This is a genomic window from Limnobacter sp. MED105 (assembly GCF_000170915.1).
Classification (GTDB): Bacteria; Pseudomonadota; Gammaproteobacteria; order Burkholderiales; family Burkholderiaceae_B; genus Limnobacter.
The window spans coordinates 258,925-285,044 of the sequence record NZ_ABCT01000001.1 but is presented as its reverse complement, the minus strand read 5'-3'; the positions used below and the strand labels follow the sequence as shown (position 1 = coordinate 285,044).

21 protein-coding genes are annotated in these 26,120 nt (G+C 54.4%); 9 read left to right on the top strand and 12 right to left on the bottom strand.

What is annotated here, in order from left to right; genetic code table 11:
• Position 1 precedes the first annotated feature (1 nt).
• The 4 genes from tssB to LMED105_RS01300 all read right to left on the bottom strand — a co-directional run bounded on the left by tssB (position 2) and on the right by LMED105_RS01300 (position 5,618).
• Positions 2-514, bottom strand: coding sequence for a type VI secretion system contractile sheath small subunit (tssB, locus tag LMED105_RS01315; protein ID WP_008247414.1), 513 nt, complete (start codon positions 512-514; stop codon positions 2-4).
• Between the two features lie 45 nt (positions 515-559).
• Positions 560-1,621: an ImpA family type VI secretion system protein gene (locus LMED105_RS01310; protein WP_008247412.1), complete on the bottom strand. Its 1,062-nt coding sequence runs from the start codon at positions 1,619-1,621 to the stop codon at positions 560-562.
• Between the two features lie 111 nt (positions 1,622-1,732).
• Positions 1,733-3,094, bottom strand: a complete 1,362-nt coding sequence (gene gorA, locus LMED105_RS01305) for a glutathione-disulfide reductase (RefSeq protein ID WP_008247411.1) — start codon at positions 3,092-3,094, stop codon at positions 1,733-1,735.
• Positions 3,095-3,470: 376 nt separating this feature from the next.
• Positions 3,471-5,618: an FAD-dependent oxidoreductase gene (locus LMED105_RS01300; RefSeq protein WP_008247409.1), complete on the bottom strand. Its 2,148-nt coding sequence runs from the start codon at positions 5,616-5,618 to the stop codon at positions 3,471-3,473.
• 157 nt (positions 5,619-5,775) lie between these two features.
• Here LMED105_RS01300 and LMED105_RS01295 point away from each other — a divergent pair, with 157 nt between their 5' ends.
• Positions 5,776-6,591, top strand: a complete 816-nt coding sequence (locus LMED105_RS01295; RefSeq protein WP_008247406.1) for a class III extradiol ring-cleavage dioxygenase — start codon at positions 5,776-5,778, stop codon at positions 6,589-6,591.
• A 13-nt stretch (positions 6,592-6,604) separates the two neighbouring features.
• Here LMED105_RS01295 and LMED105_RS01290 read toward each other — a convergent pair whose 3' ends face one another.
• The 3 genes from LMED105_RS01290 to senA all read right to left on the bottom strand — a co-directional run bounded on the left by LMED105_RS01290 (position 6,605) and on the right by senA (position 9,477).
• Positions 6,605-7,195: an NUDIX domain-containing protein gene (locus tag LMED105_RS01290; RefSeq protein WP_008247404.1), complete on the bottom strand. Its 591-nt coding sequence runs from the start codon at positions 7,193-7,195 to the stop codon at positions 6,605-6,607.
• A gap of 62 nt (positions 7,196-7,257) precedes the next feature.
• Positions 7,258-8,190: a ZIP family metal transporter gene (locus LMED105_RS15990; RefSeq protein WP_008247401.1), complete on the bottom strand. Its 933-nt coding sequence runs from the start codon at positions 8,188-8,190 to the stop codon at positions 7,258-7,260.
• A 96-nt stretch (positions 8,191-8,286) separates the two neighbouring features.
• Entirely contained in the window at positions 8,287-9,477 is a 1,191-nt protein-coding gene (gene senA / locus LMED105_RS01280) for a selenoneine synthase SenA (protein ID WP_008247400.1), read from the bottom strand.
• 83 nt (positions 9,478-9,560) lie between these two features.
• Here senA and LMED105_RS01275 point away from each other — a divergent pair, with 83 nt between their 5' ends.
• The 4 genes from LMED105_RS01275 (at position 9,561) to LMED105_RS01260 (ending at position 12,530) form a co-directional block, all read left to right on the top strand.
• On the top strand, positions 9,561-10,496 hold the full coding sequence (locus tag LMED105_RS01275) for a hydrogen peroxide-inducible genes activator (protein WP_040512034.1): 936 nt from the start codon (positions 9,561-9,563) through the stop codon (positions 10,494-10,496).
• Between the two features lie 92 nt (positions 10,497-10,588).
• Complete coding sequence (locus LMED105_RS01270) at positions 10,589-11,296, top strand: FadR/GntR family transcriptional regulator (RefSeq protein ID WP_008247398.1); 708 nt, start codon at positions 10,589-10,591, stop codon at positions 11,294-11,296.
• Between the two features lie 24 nt (positions 11,297-11,320).
• On the top strand, positions 11,321-11,902 hold the full coding sequence (locus tag LMED105_RS01265) for a hypothetical protein (protein ID WP_008247397.1): 582 nt from the start codon (positions 11,321-11,323) through the stop codon (positions 11,900-11,902).
• 40 nt (positions 11,903-11,942) lie between these two features.
• Positions 11,943-12,530 (top strand): NnrU family protein, encoded by a 588-nt coding sequence (locus LMED105_RS01260; RefSeq protein WP_008247396.1) that lies wholly within the window; start codon positions 11,943-11,945, stop codon positions 12,528-12,530.
• Positions 12,531-12,599: 69 nt separating this feature from the next.
• Here the strand turns inward: LMED105_RS01260 and LMED105_RS01255 are convergent, their stop codons facing one another.
• The gene (locus tag LMED105_RS01255) at positions 12,600-13,874 is read right to left on the bottom strand and encodes a putative Na+/H+ antiporter (protein WP_008247395.1); all 1,275 of its coding nucleotides are present in this window, start codon (positions 13,872-13,874) and stop codon (positions 12,600-12,602) included.
• Positions 13,875-14,042: 168 nt separating this feature from the next.
• On the opposite strand from LMED105_RS01255, the gene LMED105_RS01250 reads away from it, so the two are divergent.
• A complete protein-coding gene (locus LMED105_RS01250) occupies positions 14,043-16,223 on the top strand; it encodes a TonB-dependent receptor domain-containing protein (RefSeq protein WP_008247394.1) in 2,181 nt (726 codons plus the stop codon).
• A gap of 58 nt (positions 16,224-16,281) precedes the next feature.
• On the opposite strand, the gene LMED105_RS01245 is transcribed toward LMED105_RS01250, so the two are convergent.
• Both LMED105_RS01245 and LMED105_RS01240 read right to left on the bottom strand, forming a co-directional pair.
• The gene (locus LMED105_RS01245) at positions 16,282-16,824 is read right to left on the bottom strand and encodes a response regulator transcription factor (protein WP_008247393.1); all 543 of its coding nucleotides are present in this window, start codon (positions 16,822-16,824) and stop codon (positions 16,282-16,284) included.
• Complete coding sequence (locus tag LMED105_RS01240; RefSeq protein ID WP_008247392.1) at positions 16,821-18,140, bottom strand: ATP-binding protein; 1,320 nt, start codon at positions 18,138-18,140, stop codon at positions 16,821-16,823. Before LMED105_RS01240 ends, LMED105_RS01245 begins: the two co-directional genes overlap by 4 nt.
• A gap of 138 nt (positions 18,141-18,278) precedes the next feature.
• Between LMED105_RS01240 and LMED105_RS01235 the strand changes: the two genes are divergently transcribed.
• Positions 18,279-20,339 carry a TonB-dependent receptor gene (locus tag LMED105_RS01235; protein WP_008247391.1) on the top strand — a complete coding sequence of 687 codons (2,061 nt, stop codon included), beginning with the start codon at positions 18,279-18,281 and terminating at the stop codon, positions 20,337-20,339.
• 71 nt (positions 20,340-20,410) lie between these two features.
• Here LMED105_RS01235 and LMED105_RS01230 read toward each other — a convergent pair whose 3' ends face one another.
• Entirely contained in the window at positions 20,411-21,880 is a 1,470-nt protein-coding gene (locus LMED105_RS01230; RefSeq protein ID WP_156799469.1) for a hypothetical protein, read from the bottom strand.
• A 144-nt stretch (positions 21,881-22,024) separates the two neighbouring features.
• Here LMED105_RS01230 and LMED105_RS01225 point away from each other — a divergent pair, with 144 nt between their 5' ends.
• Entirely contained in the window at positions 22,025-23,956 is a 1,932-nt protein-coding gene (locus LMED105_RS01225) for a triacylglycerol lipase (protein WP_008247389.1), read from the top strand.
• Between the two features lie 8 nt (positions 23,957-23,964).
• On the opposite strand, the gene LMED105_RS01220 is transcribed toward LMED105_RS01225, so the two are convergent.
• On the bottom strand, positions 23,965-24,984 hold the full coding sequence (locus LMED105_RS01220; protein WP_008247388.1) for an HPP family protein: 1,020 nt from the start codon (positions 24,982-24,984) through the stop codon (positions 23,965-23,967).
• A gap of 112 nt (positions 24,985-25,096) precedes the next feature.
• On the opposite strand from LMED105_RS01220, the gene LMED105_RS01215 reads away from it, so the two are divergent.
• Positions 25,097-26,116 carry an acyltransferase gene (locus LMED105_RS01215; protein ID WP_008247387.1) on the top strand — a complete coding sequence of 340 codons (1,020 nt, stop codon included), beginning with the start codon at positions 25,097-25,099 and terminating at the stop codon, positions 26,114-26,116.
• The last annotated feature ends 4 nt before the right edge of the window (positions 26,117-26,120 follow it).

Here is a 26,120-nt window from a genome sequence, read left to right as displayed (position 1 = left end):
ATTACTCACCTTCAGGAGAGGTTGATTCAGCAGGCTTGACGCTGGTGGAGAGGCTTTTAAGCAAGGCTGGGTCGGCCAGCAGTTTTGCCAGCAGTTCCTCGGCGCCATTTTTGCCATCCATGTACGTGAGAAGGTTGGACAGTTGCTGGCGCGCTTCCAGCAACTTGCGCAGTGGCTCTACTTTTCGCGCGATGGCAGCCGGGCTGAAGTCGTCCATGGATTCAAACGTGATGTCGACTGCGACATTGCCTTCACCTGTGAGGTGGTTGGCGGCGTGAAAAGCCACTCGGGGCTTGATGCTTTTCATGCGTGCATCGAAGTTGTCGACATCAACTTCCAGAAAGTCACGCTCGGCCACCGGTGCCAGAGGCACTTCTGATTTGCCGGACAGGTCAGACATAACCCCCATGACAAAGGGCAACTGCACTTTTTTCTGTGAACCGTACACTTCAACGTCATATTCAATTTGTACGCGGGGTGCGCGATTGCGCCCTACAAATTTTTGTCCGCTCATTGATCAATCTCGCAAGTAAGAAGAATGGGTAAATGCAGGGCGACTTTAAGCATCTTCCTGCTCGAGAGAATCGGGATTGACTCCCATGATTTTTGCCACCTCGGCCAAGGCCTCCGGTGCAAGGTCTTTCATCAACTGCATGAAGTTTTTGTCGATCAGGCGGCGCGCCCTTTTCAGGAGAAGCTGCGCCGGGTTGGTGGGCTCAGCCTGCTCGAGGTAGGAGCACACCTGATCAATGGCAGCCAAAGCCTGCGCACGGGAATGAATGCGCAACTGCGCAATTGAATGCCCCAGCTTGCTTGAATCGTGGATTGAATCGCACAAAGCACTGTGTGGTTCTGGCGTGGGAATTTGTTCCATTTGATGTGCGGGCAGACAGGACAACACGTGGCCCAGCAACACACTGAATTCAGAAAGTTGCGGCAGTCGATCTGCTTCAACATGCAAGGCCAGCGTGGCGAGAATTTTTTTCAAGCTGAACTGACCGCGAAGCACCCATGCACGCAAGGCGTCTGCCTTGCTTTCTGGCGAACGAAAGAACAACTCGATTTGCTCGCGTGACACGGATAATTCAGTACCTGGCAAATGGCCTGCCAGTGCTTCGAAGTCTTTCAGCCGGATGACCCCGATTCGAGGATTTTCGACCACCACGCAGTTTCGCAGGGACTGAAAGAAAGTACCGCCAAAGCCCAGCCCTTCGATGACATTGATGCGGGCATAGGGATCGCCATCATCGAGAGGAGGATTAACGACAACCCATGCTGTCTCGAGCAGGCTGGCCAGTGCACCCAAACTTTCTGGCAAGGTTTGCAGTCCTCCCAGGTTCAAGCGGGCTTCGGCCCACAACACCACCAGGCGCAAGTCCCGACTACGGGCCAGCAATTGCAGTGCGCCTGTTTCTACAGCGCCCCAGTCGGGCGGTGTTGCAGCTTCAAATTGACTTTCCGGTTTGCCGCAGGCTGCTTGTTGCAATTCAAGAAACGCATTGTCGTATTCAAGATTGGGGCCGCAATCACCCTGCACAAAAGGAACCGCCCACAAAGGTGCGAGCAGTGCTTCTGTTTCAGCGAAGGCTGTTGGAAGTGATAAAAATTGAGAAGCTGACACGTTGCTCAGAGGCCCTAATGGTAAAACCATGCGGGACTCTAGCAACGGAATTTAAAGTTGGCGATGGGTCTAACCTGAGCACCATCACCACATGTAGTGAGCGAGTGATGTCTATCCGACTTTGCGACTCAATTCACGCAACAACACCCACTCCTCGGCCGAACTGGGGTGAACGGCAATGGTGCGATCGAAATCGGCTTTGCTTGCGCCCATGGTGTACAACACACCCAGCAGTTGAATCATCTCGGGCGAGTCTTCGCCCAGCATGTGAATGCCAACCACACGGTCGCTCGCGTCGTCCACCAGCAGCTTCATGTAGGTTTTCTGCTCACCGCCCGAGAACTTGGTTTTCATGGGTGTGAATTCGGTTTCATAGACACGGGTGGGCGCACGCTTGGCCGCCTGTTCCTCGGTCAGTCCAACACTTCCGATGGGTGGCGAAGTAAAGGTGGCTGTGGGGACGCTGGTGTGGTCAACAGTGAGGTCTTTTCCATTGAATTCGTTTTCCGCGAGGGCACGTCCTTCAGCAATGGCCACGGGTGTGAGGTTTACGCGGTTGGTGACATCGCCCACCGCATACACGCCTTTGATTCCTGTGTGGCTGTACTTGTTCACTTCAATTTCACCCGCAGGACCTGTTCGAAGGCCAATGTTTTCAAGTCCCAAACCTTGCGTGTTGGGACTGCGACCAGTGGCATTCAATACAAAGTCAAATGCATGATTTGCGGCTGCGGTTTGCAAATCAAACGTGGCGCCTTGCTGGCTGAGCGATTTGAAATCTGTGTCGGGAAACAATTGAATGCCTTGCAGTTGCATGGCCGTGACCAAGCGATTTCGAATGCCTTCATCAAACCCGCGCAAGGGCAAATCGCCGCGATAAAACACCGACACCTCAGAACCGAGACCACGCAAAATACAGGCAAACTCGAGTGCGATGTAACCTGCGCCGATCACGCCGACTCGTTTTGGCAGCGTAGAAAGATCGAGCAGTTCATTGGAAGTGGCAGCAAGTTCGAGCCCGGGAAATGCGCTGCGATTGGGCGCTGCGCCACTGGCAATCAAAATTCGCTGGGTGTTCAATACCCGCTCACCCACGTGAACTTCTGTGGTGGACTTGATGACGCCATGGCCACGAATGGTTTCAACCCCACTGTTTTCCAGCATGCGGGCGTAAATGCCTTCAAGCCGGTCGATTTCCTTGCCTTTGGCCGCTTGCCATTGCGCCATTGAAAACTCGGCTTGCGTGACCTGCCAGCCAGGCTGCAAACCTTCACGCAGGGTTTGACCAAACTGTGCGGCATACATCATGAGTTTTTTGGGCACACAACCGCGAATAACACAGGTGCCACCGAGGCGACTGGATTCGATGAGTGCGACTTTAGCGCCATAGCTGGCCGCGCGGCGGGCGCTGGCGACTCCGCCTGAACCACCGCCGATGACGACGAGATCATAAGGTGCGTTGGGTGTGCTCATTGAATTCTCCTTGGGTGCTGCATTGGAGGTTTATTGTACCGCGAGGAGCTTGGGGCGATCTTCGCGAGTGACCTTTGCGCGGGTTACTTGTGTCGCACTGAACTGGTTTATTGGGAACTGAACTTGAAGGGTCACCGTTGCGGTTTCTGGCCAACTCGGCACGGGTTACTTGTTCCGCACAGAAAACCGCGTGATCCCTTTTTGAATGGATTCTTGCTCACCGAGCTCGGCAAAAGTGCGGGCCGAGTCTCGGTGTCGGCATGAAGCCGATCGCTGCGAATCAACTCAAACGGGGCGGTTTTCTTGAAGTGCGCCCCAAGCAATCCCACTGCCGAGTTGGCTTAAAACCGCCGAGTCGGCTAAATAAACCAGCTGCTCAGCCCAACCGCCACGCATGGTACTTGCCCAACCACAGCAGCACCTTCTCAGGTGCATGCGCCCGTTTCCACTCGCCCGCAGCGTACTTGTTGGCCTCGGCCAATGTGGGATAAGTGTGAATGGTGCCCAGAATTTTGTTCAAACCCAAACCGTGTTTCATGGCCAAAACAAACTCGGCCAGCAAATCGCCTGCGTGCACACCGGCGATGGTCACACCCAGAATTTTGTCTTTGCCAGGCACAGTCAACACCTTCACCACACCATGGGCTTCGCTGTCGGCGATTGCACGGTCGAGGTCGTCGATGCCGTAACGGGTTACTTCGTAGGCAATGCCTTGTTCTTTCGCATCCTGTTCATTCAAACCCACACGGGCCACTTCAGGATCGGTGAAAGTGGTCCATGGAATGACCGAATAATCGGCTTTGAATTTTTTAAGATGACCAAACAAGGCGTTCACAGAGGCGTACCAGGCTTGGTGCGCGGCCACGTGCGTAAATTGATAGGGGCCCGCCACATCGCCTGCTGCAAAAATATTCGGGTACAGGGTTTCAAGGTATTCGTTGGTGACCACCGTTCGATTGGTTTCAATGCCCAGTTTTTCAAGGCCATAGCCGGTCAGGCGTGCTTTGCGGCCCACGGCACAAATCACATCATCAAACTCAATTTCAACCGTGTTGCCTTGGTGCTCGGTGACCAATACTTTTTGCTCGCCTCTGCGCTCGAATCGAACTGCTTTGTGCTGGGTCAAAATATTCACCCCATCGGCACGCATGCTGTTCATGGCCATGGCAGATATTTCCGGATCTTCGCGCACCATGATTCGATCGCCCAGTTCAACCTGGGTCACTTGCGAGCCCAAACGTGCGAAGGCCTGCGCCAATTCGCTGCCAATGGGGCCACCGCCCAACACCACCAAACGTTTGGGCAAGTCATCGCGTTTGGCGAATTCGTCCCACAAAGTGTCGCTGGTCAGGTAACCACTGGTTTCAATACCGGGCAAAGGCGGCACCACGGGCTGCGCGCCAGCGGCAATCACAATGCTGCGTGTGGTCAGGCGGCTGGTTTCGCCGCTGTTGTGTTTGATTTCAACAGTCCAGGGATCAACAATGGTTGCATAGCCCTGAATGACATCTACACCCAGGCCGGTATAGCGTTCTACACTGTCGTGCGGCTCAATGGCTTTGATGATGTCATGCACTCGGGCCATCACCGCCTTGAAGCTGAAGCTGGGTGTGGCTGCATGCAAACCATACTTGTCGGCATGGCGCATTTGGTGGGCCAGCTTTGCACTTTTGATAATGGCCTTGGAAGGCACACAACCAAAGTTCAGGCAATCGCCACCCATTTTGTGCGCCTCTACCAGCGTCACTTTGGCCTTCACAGCGGCTGCAATGTAGGAACTCACCAAGCCGGCAGCACCAGCACCAATGACCACCATATTGCGATCAAACTTGACTGGCTTGGTCCATTGGGCGTACACCTTGCGGGCCTTGATTTTGTCGGTCACCTTTTTCGCGATCAGCGGGAAAATTCCCAATAACACGAATGAAAGAATGAGACCTGGCGAAAGTATGCCGGCCAGGCTGTCAATTTTTGCAAGTTCGGTGCCCGCGTTCACGTACACCACGGTGCCTGCAAACATGCCAAGCTGGCTGACCCAGAAGAAGGTGAAGGCCTTCATGCTGGTCAAACCCATGAGCAAGTTGATCAGAAAAAACGGAAACACTGGCACCAGGCGCAGTGTGAACAGGTAAAAAGCGCCCTCTTTTTCGACGCCTTCATTGATCGCCTTTAAACGGTTGCCGAATTTGGCTTGCACAGAATCGCGCAGCAGGTAACGCGCACCAATGAAGGCGAGCGTGGCACCAATGGTGGAGGCAAACGACACCAAAATCAAACCTTGCAGCAAGCCAAACAAGGCGCCAGCGGCCAAGGTCATTACTGCAGCACCTGGAATTGAAAAGGCGGTAACGACGACATAGGCTGCAAAGAACACACCAGCAACCAGCCAAGGCGATTCGGTCTGGAATTCACGAAACTGCTCCAGACGGCTTTTCAGGCTGTCGAGTGTGAGCAAACTGTGAAGATCGAAGGCAAACACCGCCACAACAGCTGCAACGATGAGCAGCAGAACAATTTTTTTCATTTCAATTCCTTGGTTTTTCTACGCAGTGTGTTGCCAATAATGCATGGTCTGGGCAACTTGTACAGTTAGTTTCGGCGAGTCGTACAAAAAAGTTACCTCGATCTGGAAAGATAGTCGCGTTAATCTAGGTCAACACGATGACAAACGCCTTTCGACCATGAGCCAAACCATTCATTCAATTTTTGTCAGCCACGGCGCGCCCACCTTTGCACTGGAGCCCGGCTTGCCCGGTCAGGCCCTGGAAACCCTGGGGCAACGCCTGATTGCCCAAGGTACGCGCGCACTGATTGTGCTGAGTCCGCATTGGCGCAGCGCTCAACTGGCGGTGACCAGCCACGAAGCCCCTGTGATTGTTCACGATTTTTATGGTTTTCCCAAGCAGCTGTACGCGCTGAAGCCGGAAATTTGCGGGGCACCTGAACTGGCTTCGCAGTTGGCTGCGCACTTGGGCGAACAGCGCTTTGCAACAGCACTGCGCCCGCAGCAAGGTTTTGATCACGGGGCCTGGGTGCCTTACATTCACCTGTTTCCAAATGATGGCCCACCCATGCTGCAACTCAGCATGCCTGTGGACTGGACTGGAGATACTGCATTGACAGTTGGTGCATTGGTCGGTGAATTTGCCCGCAAAAACAACGCTGTGGTGATGGGCAGTGGCAGCCTGACACACAACTTCGATGACATGGACATGCGTGCTGCCAAAACAGGCGATACTTCGCTGGCGGAAAACCTGCCTTACGTACGCGAGTTCAATGCCTGGATTCAGGAACGTTTGCAGGCAGGAGACAGCAAGGCGATTGCGCGCGCGGTGTTCGAAGCACCGCACTTTGCACGGGCCCATCCGGACGATGACCATTACCTGCCCCTGCCCTTCGCAATGGGTGCAGCAACCAAGCACTTCAAAGTGCATGTGCTACCCGAGGATGTTCGCTACAAAGCCTTGTCGATGCAAAGCTTTGCCTTTGCCGAATAAGGCGTCGTTTATTTCAAGAAAGCTGCGTGGCGCTGCAGTTGATGGTCTCGGGCAACACGCCGTCTTGCAAGGCTTTTTTCAGCGACTCAACGCCCCGGCTCCACAAGGGCACTTGTGCAGGCTGACCTTGAATGGTGGGCACCGTGAGTGGATCTTGCGCGGCTTCAGTGTGCTGATTAATGGCACGCACCAAATCAAGATGCCGCACCCAAACCCACTGACTGCGTTCGATGTCTACGCACTGGCGTGTTTGGGCGATCTCATCGACTGACTTGAAAGGAATCTGTGCGGTATACAGGTGAAACGGCACGCCGGGTGAAATCGAAGGGCCTTTCATTTGGCTGACATCCAGCTCAGCACTGCGGTATGCACAATTGGATTCTTCAGTGAATTCGCGAATGGCAGTTTGTGCCGGCGTCTCGCCCTTTTGGCCACTGCCACCCAGGGTCGCCCAAGCGCGGCGCGTGGGGTGCGGATCAAAAGCCATTAAGTGCAGTGCCTCACCAGCCACGCAGCTGTAGGCAATCAGCCCGGCGGGCGGCAGGCTGCTGGATGAGCATGCCGCAAGGATGGAAAAAAGTGACACGACAAAAAGCACACGCATGGTGAAAGCAATCCTGAGCAAGGAACGCCCATTATTACCTGCTTACATGACATCTTGCGGGTTTACGCTCCCATCCAGCCCAAAGCAATGGCTGTAAGCACGGTGGATACACCGGCCGTGTAGATTGTTTTCAGTTTTCCAGTCATTTTGATGCTCTCCGGAATCATTTCATTGCACACCACAAAGGCCATTGCACCGGCGGCGAACGCCATGGATGCGGGTGTACCCATGGCCCAGGAGTCGGCAGTGATCACGCCCAAACCAGCCCCTACAGGCTCGACCAAACCAGTGGCCAAAGCGGCCAGGGCGGCAAGTGCCTTGTGCACGCCAATACTCCACAAGGCAGTGGCCACAATCAAACCTTCAGGAATGTTTTGCAAACCAATTGAGAATGCCGTGCCCGATGCGCCATTCAAGTTGCCAGCACTGGCACCCACTGCAAATCCCTCCGGCACGTTGTGCAAGGCAATAGCAATGGTCATCAGCAAAGCCATGCGCAATCGTTGTGAGCCCGCCATTTCTGAACCCGCCACGGGGTGTTCATGCGGCAGGGTTTGATCAAGCACCGTCATCACACCGTAGCCCGCTGCGGTAGCCACCAGCACTACCATGAAGGCACCTTCGGTTTGAATGGCGGGAATGAACAGGGACATGACGGCAGCGGCCGCCATCATGCCGCCAGCGATCGCAATAAACAAACCCAGGCCTTTGTCATCAATTTTCTTCATGACCAGCAACGCCATGCCACCCAGGCCAGTGGCCGCACCCGCAATGGCGGAGAATTCAACTGCCTGCAACTTTGTAGGGCTGGCCACAATGTACTGAACTGCGGCCCAAACAGCAGGCGCGCCTTGCGTGATGATGAGGTACATGCCCAAGGCTGCAATCAGAATGCCCACCACGCCACGTACCGCGCGAAAGGCACGAATGGCGTTTAACTCCTGCCGGTCAGCAATGTTCAGACCCACAATTTTGGTCATTTGATGAAAACTCATGGCGGGCTCCTGTGTTTCAAAGGCTTGAATACACCTTGAGTTTGCCCAAGATTCAATTATTCGTCTAATGGATAATTTCTTTGATGTTAATCGGTTTTACCGATTAACAGCGCAGGTCCTGAATCCGGACAACACGTCTTGCCGGTCCGGTTGAAAGTAGTTTCGGTATTTGGGATGGACCATTTCAGCCGAAGTGGCCCAACTGGCGCCCTTCAGTACCTTTCGGTCATGAAACCAGGGTTTGGAGTAATCGACGTAAGGGTGCATTTTGAACCCGTCGAAGGGCAGAAAAGTATTGGCAGTCCATTCCCACACCTGACCCCACTGCATTGCGGGTTGTGTGTGTGCGGCGTACTCCCATTCAGCCTCGGTGGGCAAACGGCGACCCGCCCACTGGCAGTAAGCCTGGGCATCGAGCCAACTGATATTCTCGGCCGGCGCATTCAGATTAAGCGGCGTTTGCTGACCATAGCCCAGATTAATCCAGCCACCGTTTTCAAATGCAACGAAGGCAGGTATGGGGTGATTGCTGGCCTGAACAAATTCAAGATATTGCGCCCAGCTGACTGGGCGGGAATCGATGGCGAATGCCTGCAACTGAACCACACAGGCGGGTACCTCATTGTCGAATGCAAAACCCTCGCCCTGCCAACCCAGGGTCCACTGTGTAGCCGGCAGGCGAAGCTGAACTGATTCGCCACATTCCTGCACGCCAGGTCGGCACGCATTGTGGGGGCGCAATGGGATGTTCAGTAACTTGGCCATGAAAACCGCGGCTTCGTTGTGCATTTGTTCATGCAACACACACAGGCGGAAAAAATACAGGTACTGGTCTGCTTTACCTGGGTCGGCAGCGCACAGGGCGTCGGCCTGCTCCAGCAACTTCAAGGTGTCGCAAAGCGAGGCAGCCAGATAATTGCGGGTGCCTTGCAAGTCAGGCAAACCAATTTCCCAGCGGGTGTCGTGCGCAATGGTGCTTGAATTCAGGCGCGCATCGGCATTGAACAAGCGGGACTCCAGCTTTGGGGCATCGGGATTGCATTTCACACCCAAGGCCCAGTCGGGATTTCGGGCCAGCCACCAGTCTTGAAACCAGGCCACATGGCACAACTCCCAAAGCGGCGGGTTCAATTCAGGGCGTCGTGGCACCTTGCAGTCTGAACCAAGGGCGGCTACATAATCCTCAAGCAAACCCAAGGTGCGTTCGCGCGTGCGCGACAAGGCCTCACGAAGAAACGTGGCGTTCGCTGTTCGGGCCAACTGGGCTGGATTGATGCGGCTGTTCACAAAAGCACTGCGGTGATTTGGATGGGTTAAGTGTACGACAAATGGCTACAATGAAAGCAAGCGGAAATGTCGATAACCAAGGAATGAGTACACTGAATACACAAGCCAGCGCCCTGTCATTGAAGCAGCTCAGCTATTTGCTGGCTGTGGCTGAAACACTGAACTTTACCCGAGCGGCCGAGTTGTGCTTTGTTACGCAGTCGACGTTGTCAGGTGGCATTGCAGAACTGGAACGCACACTTGGCGTGCAACTGGTGGAGCGAGACCGCCAGCGCGTAGCGTTAACACCAGTCGGTATTGAGGTGGCGCAGCGTGCACAAAGTATTTTGTCGGCCAGCCGTGACCTGATGGTACGGGCTCAAATGGCCGCAGACTCAGCCAGTGGAGAATTTCGCCTGGGGGTGATACCCACGATTGCGCCCTTTTTACTCGGTTCAATTTTACGCAAAACCAACGCTGACTTGCCACAGTTGGCGCTTCGCGTGCGCGAAAGCCAAACCGCAGCCCTGTTGCAGGAACTGGAACAGGGCGACCTGGATGCCGCGCTGATTGCCCTGCCGATCGACTTGGGCAAACTGAAAGCTTTTCCGCTATTTGAAGAACCCTTGCGCCTGGTGGCCCACCGAAACGACCCCCTTTGCAAAACCGCCGGTGTACGCCTGCGCGACGTGGACACGCGCCGATTGCTGCTGCTTGAAAAAGGACATTGCCTGCGCGACCACACTGTATCGGCATGCAGCGCCAAACAGCGGGATGGGAGCAGCCACGACGACAACCTCATTGAGGCCAGCAGTTTGAGCACCATGGTTCAACTGGTTAATTCGGGGCTGGGCTGTGCCTTGTTACCCGACATGGCCATACAAGCGGGTTTGCTGAACAACACGGAAGTCAAACAGATTGCACTGGCCGCCCCGGCACCAAGCCGACAAATCGCATTGATTACCCGCAACAGTCACCCAAAACTGCACTTTATTGAAACGACACTTTGCCCTTTGCTGATGGCTTGCCAACCCGCTTGAACAGTTGGGTAGTTTGAATTGCTTTTGGCAATTCTTAACTGGTATGATCAGTTTACCAGTTAAACAATCCTTGCCCTCCAGTTCTGCAAACCATGGAAAATATTCAAAAAATTTCGATCTCTGAGCAGGTTTACACCCAACTTCGTGATCGGATTCTTAAAAAGGTATTACCAGTTGGGGCCGAATTGCCCTCGGAGCGCGAGCTCTCTGAAACCCTGGGGGTGAACAGGGGTGCCGTTCGCGAGGCAATCAAGCGTTTGCAACAGGCCCGACTGGTTCGGGTACGCCATGGTGGTGCCACCCAGGTTGAGAACTTTGAAGCCGAGGGTGGCCTGGAACTGCTGCCCGGCCTGATGGTAAATACCCAAGGCCAGATCAACCTGGAAGTGGCCCGTGGCATTGTGGCCCTGCGCAAGGCTTTGGCGCCTGTGGTGGCCGGGCAAGCTGCGCAGCACGGCGGCAAAACACTGGCCGACACACTGAAACCCGTGATTGCCGAAATGCAAACCACCAGCGAACTGCCAAGGCTGCAGCAACTGGCCTTTGATTTTTGGGCTTTGGTGGTGCAAGGCAGCGGCAATGTGGTATTCAAGCTGGCTTTCAATTCCATGAATCAAACCTACCTGGCCGCCTGGCACACTCTGACCCTGGTGATGCAAGACGAATTTCGCGATGTAAACACGCTGGCTCAGCTTGCACAGGCCATTGAGGCCGGGGAACAGCGGCGCTGCGAAGTACTGGCGAGACAACACGTGGAACTTGGCAGCCGTGCATTAAACGCCGCTCTTGGCCACGCCTGATTGCACAATAAAACGGAGACGCACATGTTGGGAATTCCTTTGGGGCTGTTAACCGCCAATGCTGTGGAATGGGGCATACACAAGTATGTGCTGCACGGCATGGGCAAGAAGCGCGGTACATTTTGGGCTTTTCATTTTCATGAGCACCACAAGGAGGTGCGTGAGCATGGCTACTACGACCCGAACTACGAGCGCTTTCCCTTGGGGATGCACGCGCAGGGCAAAGAGGCTTGGGCCTTGATTGCCAGTGCGGTGGCTGTAGCCCCTTTGTTTCCGGTAGCGCCATTTTTTGTCGGCACACTTTGGTACAGCAGTCTGAATTACTACCGGGTTCACAAGAAAAGTCACATGAACCCCGCCTGGGGCGAACAACGCGTGCCTTGGCACTTCGACCACCACATGGGCAACAACCCTGGTGCGAATTGGTGCGTCACGCGGCCGTGGTTTGATTACCTCATGGGCACCCGCGTGTTTACCGAGGGCGGGGTGCGTGAGGACAATGTATTGGGTTTGAAACAAATACCAAAGTGGCTTGAACGTCTGTTGCCCAAGCCCGAATCGCTGGGTACCTTCGCACCCAAACCGGCAGTACGGCGCGCAGCGTAAGCCTGTGACATAATCGGTTCACTACAAAAAGGAGAACTGAATGGGCTTGTTGATCTTGGTCGCCGGGTTGGCGCTTTTTTTAGGCATGCATGCGACTCGAATTCCAGACGACCAACGCCGGTCGGGCATGATTGCGAGACTCGGTAAAGGCAAGTACCGGGGCATTTACACAGCAGTATCAATCATAGGCTTGGTGCTGATTGTATACGGCTACGGCCAGGCCAGGCTTGACCCTGTTTTTGTTTGGAACCCGCCAGCGGCAATGCGCCACATCGCGGCACTGCTCATGCTGGTTTCTTTCATTATGCTGGCGGCCTGTTATGTGCCCACCAATCACATCAAGGCGAAGTTACAGCACCCCATGACCTTGTCAGTGAAGGTGTGGGCACTGGCGCATTTGATCGCTAATGGCACCCTGGCCGATATTATTTTGTTTGGATCATTTTTGGTTTGGGCCGTGTTGCTGTTCAAAACGGCACGCCGGCGCGCCATTCCCATGGGTTTTGCAGGTGACGGCCCCACCATGGTGGGCACCTTGATGACCGTGGTGGTGGGTGTACTGGCCTGGCTGGTTTTTGCGGCCTGGCTGCATGTTCACTTGATCGGCATCAGCCCGTTCAGTCGATAAGCAATTAGCGCAATAAAAAAGCCCCTGTGTATTGCGCACAGGGGCTTTTTTTATTGGACCTTGAATGATCTACAAATACCAGAAGCAAAGTGCTGCTACCGCTGTGGGGCCCAAGGCCCCGGCAAGCAAACCACCGGCCGATACGGCTTCATCGGGGAACTGGCGCTTGAGCAATGACAAACCCGCTGGATTGGGCGCGTTGGCAATCACGGTAAGGCCACCGCCCGCCACCGCACCAGCCACCAAGGCATAGCGGAAACTCTCGGAGGTGCCTTCAATCAGAGAACCAAGGTACGTCAAAGCCGCATTGTCGGTAATCGCCGTAAGTGCCATAGCGGCCATGAACAGCACACCGTCGTCCAGGTCGCTGACCGCGGGCTGCAGCCACCACTGTTGCATACCACCCAACACCACCAAACCGGCCAGGAAGAATGCGACCAGCAAACCTTCTTTCAACAGCAGGCGCGACTGGAAGGTGTTGTAAGCCGCAGTGAAACCCAGGAAGAACAGGAAAACACCCATGAATACGGCGGGGTGGTGTGCGAAATACACGACCGCACCCAGAAACGCGAGGTGGATCACCATGGCCCACCAGGGCACGGGCGCCAAAGGTTGACCATCTTCACCCAAGGCTTCCGGTGTTTTGACTTCTGCACCCAGATGCTTGGCAGCAAAGAAGATGAACACGGTGGCATTGATGAACACGCCAATGATCGCTTTCCAGCCAAACGTGGCCATCATGAAGGGCGTGTCCCAACCCCAGGTGCCAGCGACCATCAACACGGGCGGTGCCGCAAACGAGGTGAGCACACCACCAATGGAGATATTGACGAACAGTACGCCCAAGCCCCAGTAGCGGATGAAGTTGGGGACAGCTTTTGAAAAGAGTACGTCACGCAGCAGCAATGCAGCCAAAGTCATGGCGGCGGGCTCAGTGATGAAACTGCCTAAGATAGGCACCATGAAGAGACCAAGCCATGTGAATGCCACGCCCTTGTTCACGGGCATCAATCGGGCCAACCCCTCTACCAACAAACGGGAGGCATCCAGTACAGGGCGGCTGGCCGCCACCACCATGATCACAAACACAAACAAAGGCTCGGTGTAGTGGCGGGTATCGACATACTCCACTGCGGAGTCGAGGTTGACTGAGAAAGCCATGGCAATGACCAAAAACAGGGCCCAAATACCAAACACGGCCTCTACTTCACCCAGCAGGTGAAATAGCCCGCTGTGGTGCTTGCTGTGATGGGCCAGGCGTTCAAAGTAGCTGGCAGAAAAAGTGTGAATAAGCGCGCCGGCAAAGAGAAAGGCGGCAATCCATTGGATGGTGGTTGCTGTCATGTCGGTGTCTATTGTTGTAAAGGTTAATCGAGCGGTCCCATAGAAGGAGCCTATCACGCCGTTAAAGTTCCCCGTATTACGCATATTTTCGGGAAAAGTTCCCTAGAGAAGTCTGCGCCCGATTTCTACACTGACCTTAGAACATAAAAAAATTCTGAGAGGAAGGACATGAACAGATTCAAAAGAACAACCATCACCAGTGCTGTGCTGATCATGATGGGACATGGCGGTTTTGCCTTGGCGCAAAGCAACGCATTGCCAGGAGTCGAGGTGTCGGGCAACAGCATTTTGCCTTCCAACATTGAGAACTTGCCCGGTTCGTCAAATGTGCTGACAAGGGAAGACCTGGACAAGCGCGAGCCCTTTTCCATTCTAGAACTGGTGCGCGAGGTACCTGGTTTACATGTGGTGTCAGAAGACGCTGCGGGCACTCACTTGAATATTGGGTTGCGCGGGCTGAACCCACGACGCAGTTCCCGAACACTGCTGCTGGAAGACGGTGCGCCCACTGTATTTTTTGCGCCCTATGGCGACCCCTCGGCGCATTACTCCACACCGCTGGAACGACTGGAGCGCGTGGAAGTGCTGAAAGGATCGGGGCAAATTCTGTATGGTCCGCAAACGCTGGGCGGCATGATCAACTTCGTGACGAAACCCGTGCCGAGAGAGGGCTTTGAAGGCTCAGCGAAATTGTCACTGGGCAACGAGGGCTATCGCGGTACACATTTGAACCTGGGCACGGGTTCAGAACGCGGCGGCATCATGATTGATTTGCTCAAGCGCCAAGGTGATGGCATTCGCGCACAACATGAGTTTGATGTACAAGATGTGACCATTAAAGGCCAGTTGAATATCAACAGTGCGCACACCCTGACGGCGAAGTACACCCGGTTTGAAGAGGATTCGCTGTTCAGCGAAACCGGGCTTACTGCGCAAGAGTATTTGCGCGACCCCTACTCAGTGCCCGGTACCGAAGGTGAGCGCTATGTCATGGACCGCGATACCATTCAATTGATTCATGGCTGGCAGTTGGACGAACGTGCGCGCCTGACCACGCAGGTCTACCACACCAAAACGGACAGAACTTCTTTGCGCTCGCGAGAATTCGAATCGGCTTTTGACCCGATGAACCCAGCCACGATTGGCCTGGGTGAACTGGAAACCGAATTTGCAACACGACCCCGCCAATACGATGTGTTCGGGATTGAGCCGAAGCTTGAATTCACCCATTCTGCTTTTGGTGTACCCAGTGAAACCATCATCGGGATGCGTTACCACACCGAAGACATTGACCGGAAAAAATTTGAATTCGACAACTTTGCCGACACCACACCCGAGGCGGATGAGCGCCTGCTGGCCGATGTTGAGGCCACTGCATTTTTTGCACAAAACACATTCCTGATGGGCAACTGGACACTCACACCTGGCGTGCGTGTAGAGCAGATTGATCAAACCAAAGTGTTGTTTTCTGGTGTGGCTGGCACAGCCAACTTTCAACAAGTGGACATGCTGAACACCAAGGAAACCGAAACCTTGCCAGGCATTGGTTTCACCTGGAACGGGCTGAACAATTCCACCGTATTTGGTGGCGTACATCGCGGTTTTTCACCGCCACGCCCAGACCGCGACATTGAGAACGACATGCTTCAGCGCGTAACCCCCGAACTGGCCACGGTGGCTGAACTGGGTATTCGAGGCAATGTACGTGCCGGATCTTATGAAGCAACATTCTTCAATCTGGACATTGAAGACATTGTTGTCAATTCAGGCGGCTTCTTCCGAAACGAAGGCAAAGCGCAACACACCGGATTCGAGTTGGCCGGGCGCTTGAACCTGGGCGAATTGTTCAACGCGAAAGCCAATCCATTTTTTGTCGGTATGGCCTACACCAATCTGTTCACAGCGGAGTTCAAGAACTCGGGCGTGGTGGGCGGTGAAGGCGAGGATGGATACGGTACATATCAGGCAGGCAACCGCTTGCCCTACGCGCCGAAGCACACCTTGGCTTTGAATTTGTCGTATGAGACTGAACAATGGAATGCCCGGGTTGGTGCAACGCATGTCAGCAAGCAGTTTGCCAACACCGAAAACTTTGGCGGAACCGAGCCGCTGGGCTTTTGCCCCAACGGGGAAGACCCGGCCAATGACCTGTTCTGCGGCCTGTTCGGAGAAATTGAAGCGGTCACTTTGCTGAATGCCTCTGTGAGCTTTAAGCCAGCAGGAAGCAATGTCAGCTATTTTCTGAATGCAGAGAACTTGACCGACAAGCAATACATTGCAGCGCGTACCAACGGCATTCAACCGGGCAGGCAGCGGCAGGTGGTGGCGGGGATTAATGTGAGGTTTTAAGTCGTCATCACCATTTCGCTTGACACACTCAGGTGCATACCCCCTTGCGACAGGTAATCTAGCGCCCCACAGGCCGCTTCGCCAGCTTGCGCTGCAAAGTTCGCCGGTGCATGTTCAGCGCACGCGCCGTGGCCGACACATTGCCATCGTGTTCATTGAGCACCCGCTGAATGTGCTCCCATTCCAAACGAGAAACCGACATCGGTTGAAAGTCGGATGGGTCATCATCTCGGGAAATGTCAGCGCCTGCATCGTCGTCCAAAGCACGCAACACGGCAGCACTGTCTGCGGGCTTGGCCAGGTAATTGTCCGCCCCTAGCTTGATTGCCTGAACAGTCGTTGCAATGCTGGCATAGCCAGTCAATATCAAAATATTCGCATTCGGCTGCAAACCGCGAAGCTGTGTGATCAGCTGCAAGCCCGATTGTTCGCCCAAATTCAAATCAAGCGTCATGTCTGTGAATTGCTGTTGCCCTGCTGCCAGCATGGCCTGCTCTTTGTTCAGCGCCACACTGGCCTTGAATCCCTTGCGCTCAAACGACAAGGCCAAGGTGCTGGCAAACGCTTCATCGTCGTCCACAATCAGAATTGAACGCGTCATTGCTGCAACACTGGCAAGCTTAAGCTGGCGCAAACACCAGGGTTCAAATTCCGCAGCCCCAGCTTGCCGCCCTCGCGCTCCAACAAATTGGCCAGAAGAAACAGACCCATGCCCTGACCGTTGGCCTGAAACAATTGCTGTCCTATCTTGGGCAATAAATCCGTATCAATACCCTGTCCCGCGTCGTTCACAAACAAAGTCATACTGACTTCATCGCATTGCATGCCCACCTGAAGCGGCTCACTGACCGATGCGCGTTGCTGGCTTTGTGCCGCGTTGTCGAGCAAGGTAATCAAGCCCAATTCCAGCAACTCCTTGCGCACTTTAAACTCGCCTGCAATGGAGGCAATGCTGGGCATTAATCGCACTTCATGTTGCGGGTTGCGTGTTCGCCAAATGCCCAAGGTGGCCTGAAGCCATTCGCTTGGCTTGATCATTTGCGCATCAGCATTGTGACGCGGGTTGACTTCAATTTGATCCCGAAGTTGCCCCAGGGTGTCGGTGATGGATTGAACCTGTGCACTGAGAATGTTCATTTCCCGCGCCTGCGCATGCATGGCAGGGTCGTTCTTCCAGTCTGAAACAATGGTGGCAATTGTAGACACTGGCGTACCCAACTGGTGTGCAATGGAAGCAGCCTGATTGCCCAGCGCCGCCAAACGGGACTCACTGGCCAGCCTTTGCTGCGCGCGCCCCAGGGCTTGATCGCGATTGCGAATCGATGAACTCAACCGCGCCACAAAACCCACCAGAATCAACACACTGACCAGGAAATTCAGCCACATGCCCACCAGGTGAAAGTGCACGCCATCGTCGGGATTGGCCAGCACCAAAGGAATGTAATTCCCCATCAACACCGTGTAGGCCACTACACTGAACAAGGCAAGAACGGCCACTTGCGCCCAGGGCAGCAAGGCCGCAGCCAAGCCCAGCAGTGGCAAGTAAAGCGACACAAACGGATTGGTCACGCCCCCCGTGAAATAAAGCACGAAACTGAAGGCTGCCAGATCGGCGAACAATTGGGCCGCCACTTCAAAGCTGCCCACCGAATGCCCCTGCCGCAGGCGAATGAAAGTAATGCCATTGAGTAAAACCAAGGCACCCAGAATGACAGTCAACACTGGCCAGGGCAGGCTGACCTTCAGCAGCAGGCCGACCACTGCCAACAACAAAAACTGGGCGGCCAGTGCAAGCGCACGCATCCACATCACTGTCACCATTTGCTGGCGGCGAACGGACATATCGCTTTGGTCCATCAAGCCTTCAGTCCAAAGGTGCATGAAGGGACGGTGGTCGGGAAACGGGCTTGTTTTCATGCTCACATTCTAAGTGGCTTCTTGCTTCATTGCCTCGAAATTGTTGAGCTTGCAGCCCGGCTGCGACAATATGCCGCATTCTCGCAGTGCGGGCGGTGGCGTATAAAGCGTGCTGGTTGATCTTGCCCGGACTATGCGATGCGCGCTCATGCTTCTTTCAAACTGACCACCCTGTCAACGTGCCTGCTGTTGGCTTTTGCACCACTGGCACAACCGGTTTTTGCAAACCCCACGCTGAATGGCGTGGAAGTTCAGGCCCAACGCGAGGCACTGAGTGCAGCCAGCGTACAAGTGGCCAAAGAAAAACTGAACCAGACCGCTGGCGGCACCGCCGTGGTCGAGGCTGAAAACTTTGAAGCAGGCAAGGCTGTGACCATCAAAGACATGCTGGACTTTACGCCCGGCGTGTTTGCCCAAAGCCGAGTGAATGAAGAAGCACGGCTCAGCATTCGGGGCTCGGGCTTGTCGCGCACCTTTCACATGCGCGGCATTCGCCTGCTTCAAGATGGCATACCGATCAACCTCGCCGATGGTGGCTCTGATTTTCAGGACATTGACCCACTGGCCCTGCAACACGTTGAGGTGTACAAAGGAGCGAACGCCTTGCAGTACGGTGCAGCCAGTTTGGGCGGAGCAATCAATTTTGTAACGCCCACAGGCTACACCACACCCAACAGCCAGTTGCGCCTGGATACCGGCAGCCATGAATTTGCGCGCGCGCAATTCAAAACTGGCGATGTGCTGGGCGATTGGGATTATTTTGCGTCGCTTTCGCAATTGAGGTCTGACGGATTTCGGCAATTCAGCGGGCAAAAAAACACGCGATTGAATGCCAATGCAGGCTTGAAAATTTCACCCCAACTGGAAACCCGTTTCTATGTGATTCACGGCGACATGAACCAGGAGTTACCGGGTAACCTGAGCAAAGCGCAGTTACAAACCGACCCCACACAGGCCAATGCTGCCTCGGCCAACACGAATTCACAACGCGACTTTTTAATTACCCGGATTGCCAACAAAACCACCTGGATTTCGCCGGCAGGTGTGGAGTACAACGCCGGCGTGTATGCGGTGGACAAAAACCTGTACCACCCACTGAGTTTTGGTTTGATTGACCAGCAAACCCGAGATGTGGGTACGTTTGGCAACCGGATTGCGCAAGGCGAATTGTGGGGTTTGCGACACGACACCACCTTGGGTTACAACTTGGTGCACGGCGTTACCGAGGCACGAATATTCAACCATGTGCGCGGCGATCGAATCAGCCTTCGAAGCTACGAGGACCAGAAAGCCCACAACATGGAACTGTACGGCGAAAGCCGATTGCACCTGACTGATACTTTGCAATGGATCAATGGCCTGCAATGGACCCACGCCAAACGCACGGCAGACGATCAGTTTTTAAGCGATGGCGACGGCAGTTACCAACGCCGCTATGCACAGTTCAGCCCAAAAACCGGCCTGCTGTGGCAAGCCACAGATACAGTGCAGGTATACGGCAATTTCAGCCATACATTCGAGCCACCCACGTTTTCTGAAACCAGCCCAACGCGCGCGCTTGAGGCGCAGGAATCAAGCACTTTTGAAGTGGGAACTCGCGGTGTTGCCCGTGAAGTTCGCTGGGACATCAGCGCTTACTACAGCCAGTTGAGCAATGAGTTTGTGAGCTACCAACTCAACCCACTTGTGCCGGGCTTGAGTGCCATTCTGAATGCAGACGATACAGTGCACCAAGGGGTAGAAATTGGTCTCGCCGGGCCTTTTGCACGCGACTGGATACAAACTGGCGATACCTTGAACTGGCAACTGGCTTACACCTTTGGCCGCTTCCGTTTTGACAATGACCGCGTATACGGCAACGCCGCGATTCCCGGCATCCCGGAACATTATGTGCGGGCCAAACTGGACTACGCCAACACTTTGGGCTGGACCCTGTCACCCAACATTGAATACGTGCCGCAAGGCTACTTTGTGGATTTGGCCAACACCTTGTCGACCGATCCTTACCTGTTGCTTGGTTTGAATGCATCGTACAAATTCAGCGACACACTGCGCGTGTTTGTGGATGCCCGCAATTTGACCGACAAGGTGTATGCCGCCACCACGGGTGTGATTGTGAATGCGAATGGTGCGGATTCAGCACAATTTGCGCCGGGTGAAGGCAGAAGCGTGTATGCGGGTGTTGAGGTGAAGTGGTAAGGATTGGATGCGGCGGCGTAAGATAGAGGGTATGCGCCTGAGTAAGTGAATCCGCCGGGAGGCTCCGCAGGTCAACGAGCCACACTACGCCGACTCCGCAGTCCAAACCCGGCCATCATCACCATGGCCAGCACAACCACCACGCACATCACAATGTTTTGAACGTTGCGCCCCAACCCACCCAAGAAGCTCCATTTGTGAAGCATGCTGAAACTCCATATCTCGGGTTTTGCTGAATTCAAAGTGATGTCGGCCAGCACGCCAGTGGCCGTATCCACAAACACACTGGCATTCAGCGGTGCGCCATACTCAAATTTCCACACAGGCAAGCGCTTGTTGCGAAAGTCGTAATCGCCGCCAAAGCGAGTCACCAAGCTGACCTGCTGAACAGCCTCGCGTGGAAGGCCTGTGTGTAGCTGTGCAAGTTGATGGGCCATTTCACGGTCACCGTCCTGCCACAATATTCCTGTTTTTGCATTCAGATAAACAGCGGGCCCTGTTGGCTGAACACCGTCAAAGCGCGCGGTGCGAATGGCCTGTGCATTGTCGGGCAAACCGTTTTTTGGATTTGGCAAAGCAAGGCGATACAACAACTCGCCATTCTGGTTTGCAACAAGCGACAAACCTGTCACCTGTAGATCACGAGTAATTTCGGCCCAACTGGAATGAATCGCAAAGTCCAGATTTTGCAGTTGAATGGCCGGGCGCATGGCCAGCTTCGATTGCTCCTCAGGCCAACCATGCTGCACCACGTGGTACACACCGCTGAAAGAAAACATCAACACGGGTACCACCAGCGCATAACCCGCTATGCGGTGCCAACCTTTCGCCCCCGCTGTACGTACCTTTCGGCGGATCAGCACCAACATGGCCAAACCACTACAGGCCATCGTGAACAGCACACCCACCAGCATCGCGATCAACAACACGCGCGGAGTTTCAGCTGCTTTGGGCATCCAGCTCCAGGTATGAAGCCATTGAAATGCAGTTTGAACACGGTGTTTTGTGTTGTCCGACACCGCTGCCAAAGAAGCAGTTTCTGTGTACACATAGGCATTCAGCCCATCGGGGCGATCAAATTGCACCCGGTACACAGGCAACAACCGATTCACCGACGGATAGTCATTTGAGAAAGTGTCAATGCGCTCCACCTTGGCAATTTCAGCGTAAGGTGCATTCAAATAATGTCGAGCCAAAAAAGCTGCATAAACCGGATCGTGATCGGGCAATTCCAGGCCGGTGTTCAAATCGAAATAGCGTCTTGGCGCAAATTGCGACTCAGTCACCTGCAACAGGTTGGCCGACTCCCCCACCGCCAATCGCACCGACTGTGCCTGCTCAATCCCGGTCTGCTTTAATAGCTGCTGAAACGGCAATGCCTGGTTTAAATTCAATGCACGCTGGGGTGGTGCAAATACAGCCTGTTGCACGCCAAAGGTTGTCAGCCATGGGTGCAACAAACCCGACGCACCCCAAAGCAACATGGCAGCAAAGCCGAACAAAGCCAAGGCGCGGTGCAGTTTCAATACGCTGATTTTCATGGTGGAATTCACGCTGGCCCAAACAAGCACGAATTATCCGGCAGCGCTGGCCAAACAGGCTGCGACATATCGTCGCAGGGGCGCGACCAAACTTTACCAAACCACGCGTAGAATCAAGGTCTTCAACCAAACCCATTGCAGCACATGTTCAACTTCCCTCGCCTGGCCATTGCCACTCTGCTCGCACTGTCGGTGTCGGGCTGCGCCATGGTCAGCGTGGGCTCGGTCAGCTCGGAAGATTATCTGTCAGCCCGCAGGGGCGATGTACTCACTACCGGCAAGCTCAGCGCATCGGCGCGAACTGCCTTGCAAGTGGTGGGTACCGATGAGGCGCGCTGCAACACCAATATTTCCGAATGCAGAAAAGTGCTGATTGCCTCCATTGGCTTAAGCGATGAACAACGCCTGTCCACCATTTCCGAACTCTGGCTGCAGGAGGCCCTGCAAAATGAAGAAGCCCAGAAACTGGAGCCCGCCAACGACGCACTGAAAGCCGCCACGCTGTCGGCTTACCTTGAAAGCGCCAAGCATGCTTATGCCTATTTGTTTTTCACCAGCCGCACCCCTGATCTGCGTGCATTGGAAGACCGGCAAGCACAGGTTCGTGACTACTACAATTTTTCAACTCAACAGGCCGTGGTGGGTTTGTTCAATCGCTACCGCGACCAACTTGAAAAATCAGTTTCAGAAGATAAAACCTATCTGCTTCAGTTCGACCCATGGCAGGTCAGTGGCAGCACAGCTGGCATCAGCCTGAGCCACAAAGGCCAATTGCCCAATGAGCTGGTTGCTGCATCATCGCTCACCTTCAAGGGTTTGCGTAACCAGTATCGCCGTGATGGTTTGGGCGCAGAGCTGGTGGCCGTGTTTGCCGACAGCGTGGTAAAGCAGGAAGATGAAAACAAACCCTGGAGCGAAACACCGTTCCCATCCATTACCGTGATGCTGCGCTTTCCCGGCAACAGCATTGAGTCGGTTTTGGAAGGTCGGCGCGTGGAGCTGCAAGGCTTTGACCCTCACCGGAATTCAAGTGTGGATGTTCGCGGCATACGCGTGCCCTTGGCTGCAAATTTCACGTCTGGCTACGGGCTGTGGCTTGCACGCTCGGGTTTTGCGCAAGAAAGTTTGTTGTCATTGATTGGCCGCAGCGAAACGCTGGACAAACCCCGCATTTACTTGATGCAGCCTTTCGACCCAAATCGGCGCGTGATTCTGATGCTGCACGGCCTGGCCAGCAGCCCGGAAGCTTGGGTGAATGTGGCCAACGAAGTATTGGGTGATGAGCAACTTCGCCAGAATTATCAAATTTGGCAAGTGTATTACCCCACCAATTTGCCACTACCTTTCAACAACCGCGAAATTCGCGAAGCAGTGAATGCAACACTGAGAAACTTTGACCCTCAGGGTAACCGCAGGGCCTCTAAAGACATGGTCCTGATTGGTCACAGCATGGGTGGCGTGTTGGCGCGGCTGATGGTGTCGAACTCGGGTGATCAGTTGTGGGAATCTGTGCTGGACCGCTACAACATTTCAGCGCAACGCGAAAAAAAGCTGCGCCAGAAAATTGAGCCTTACGTGATTTTCAAGGCAATGCCGCAACCCACACGCGCCATATTCATTGCAGCACCCCATCGCGGAACACCTTACGCAGAAAATCGTTTTGCACGCTTTGTATCAGGGCTTATTCGCTTGCCTGCCACCGTACTAAGCCGAGTCACTGAAATTGGTCAGCTGTTGGTGAACCCGGATGAGGCGTCTGACGAGCCTTTGGTTGGATCGATCAACAGCATTAAAAACCTCAGCGATCAAGACCCCTTTGTTCGGGAATCATCAAAGCTGCCAATTTCAGACAAGGTAAGCTACCACTCGATTATGGGCAACGACACACCGGGCGTGATACTGGAAGCCAGCAGCGATGGCGTGGTGCCCTATGCCAGCGCAAAACTGGAGGGTGCGGCCTCCGAACTCGTGGTTAACTCGTGGCACAGCGTGCAGGAAAAACCCGAGGCCATTGTAGAAATTCGCCGTATTTTGCATGAGCACCTGAACTCGCTACAGCAAGGTTCGCAGCAGTAAGCCTTACTTCAATGCGTTGCCGCTTTCACCGGCAACCAGCGACCATCTTGCAGCACCACCTCATAACGGGCCCACCGCTTAAAGGCCTCCACGTTGCTTAAGCCTGTTTCATACAAATCAGCACCAGCCACATTCTTGAAAATCACTTGCTGCCCGGCCTCGCCTTTGTAAGGGGTAGTCAATGACATGTCCAGCAACTCGCGTACGCACCAGCGGTACCCCACTTGCCCGTTGCTGTAAAACGCACCCACAGTCAGGGTTTGGGGATGCGTGCTTTGTTCATCGGCATGCTTGGTGGCGTACTCGAATAGTTCCGCCAGCACGTCTGCACTCACATCCACGTACGAATCCATGCGGGCAATGGCGGCTGCAAAATCCTCGTGGGTGAGGCTGGCCCCTGTTTCGGACAAAGACTCGACCGGTTTTTTCTGCTTGCGCGCAAAATGATTGGGGTAACGCCGCCAGGAAAACAGCGCATTGAAACTGACAGCCACCAACAAAATCGCCAATGTGTTCAGCAACACCGGGTTGATCATGTACCAGTAACCCAGGTTGGATATTGATTCACCACCCAGCACTGCCGTAAGCGCGGTGGCACCGCCCGGCGGATGAATGCAATTGGCCCAGTACATCACGCCGACCGCCAAACCCACCGCCAAACCCGCAGCCAGATAGGTGTGCGGAATGTAACGCGCACACGTCACGCCGATGAGTGCCGATACAAAATGCCCGCCCATCAATGCCCAAGGCTGTGACAAGGTGCCGTGCGGCACGGCGAACAGCAACACCGCAGTAGCACCCATGGACGCCACCACCAAAATTGTGTCGGTGCCCTGCACCACAAAACTGGAAACCCAACACACCATCAAAATGCCCAAGAAAGCACCCAGGCCCGAAATTGCTTTCTCGCGGGGGCTGGTGGAATTGGACTCGAAGCCAAGAATAGACCTCGACACCGACAGGGCACGCAGGGCCCGGATGGAGAGTTTCATGTCTGGAATCAATGGCTTTGTGTGAAACAAGCCCATGATGATACGCCTGTAAGCCCTGAGGTGGCACCAAGTTGGTGCAATTCCGGATGATCCTTTTTTAGTCCGCAGCCGATATACTTCGCACTTCCTCATCTTTGCCGCTTAGCCTGTGCGCAACTCCACCATTGATCTGCTGAAAGCCTTGGCATCACAAATTATTGTGGTCCACCACTTGCTGTTGTACACGCCCATGTCGCCAGCCTTACAAGCCAAGTGGCCCGGCTTGCTGGGTTTTATCGCCGATGAAGGCCGCTACGTGGTGCAAATTTTTCTGGTCATTGCTGGGTTTTTGGCAGCGCAATCGCTGTTAGGTTTGTTGGACAAGGCACGCGAAGTAGCGGTTTGGGCGCTGTTCAAAAAACGCTTTTTACGCTTGGCCAAACCATTTTGGGTGGCCATTGCCGTGGCCGTGATGTTGGGCTGGTTGGGCGGCAAAATTGCCATGCACAGCGAGGTGTCCGATTTACCCGGTTTTACCCAACTGCTGGCCCATGTGTTTTTGCTGCACGACATTGTTGAAGTAGAGGCTTTGTCGGCTGGGGTTTGGTATGTGGCGATTGACCTTCAACTGTATGCGGTGTTGGTGTTGATGGCGTGGACCAGTCAGAGAACGGGTGGCTTGAAATTGCTTGAACCCCAGCAGGGATTGTTGCTGCTGGCAGTTGCCATGAGTGTTGCGTCACTGCTGGTGTGGAACAGAAATGCAGAGCACGACGAATGGGCCTGGTACTTTTTTGGCGCCTACGGCTTGGGTGTTGCGGCCCATTGGGCACAGCGTGAAGGCAAAGTGGTTTGGGTCAGCTTTCTGATTGTGGGCTTGCTGGGCATTGCACTGTGGATTGAATGGCGCGAACGTTTGCTGCTAACAGGCGTAACAGCCCTGTTGTTGATGAACAGTGCACGTATTGAAAGCTTGGTCAGTGTGATTACTCAAGGCCCCATTCGCTGGCTGGGCGACATTTCGTATTCGGTTTTTCTGATCCACTACGGCATTGCCATGTTTGCAAGTTCAGTGGTGATTGCGTTGGGACTGGAGACTTTTGGCGCGATGCTGCTAGCGTTTTTGCTGACTTGGGTGGTCAGTGTTGCTGCCGGGTGGGTGTTGTATTGGGGGGTTGAGAGAGGGTGATTGA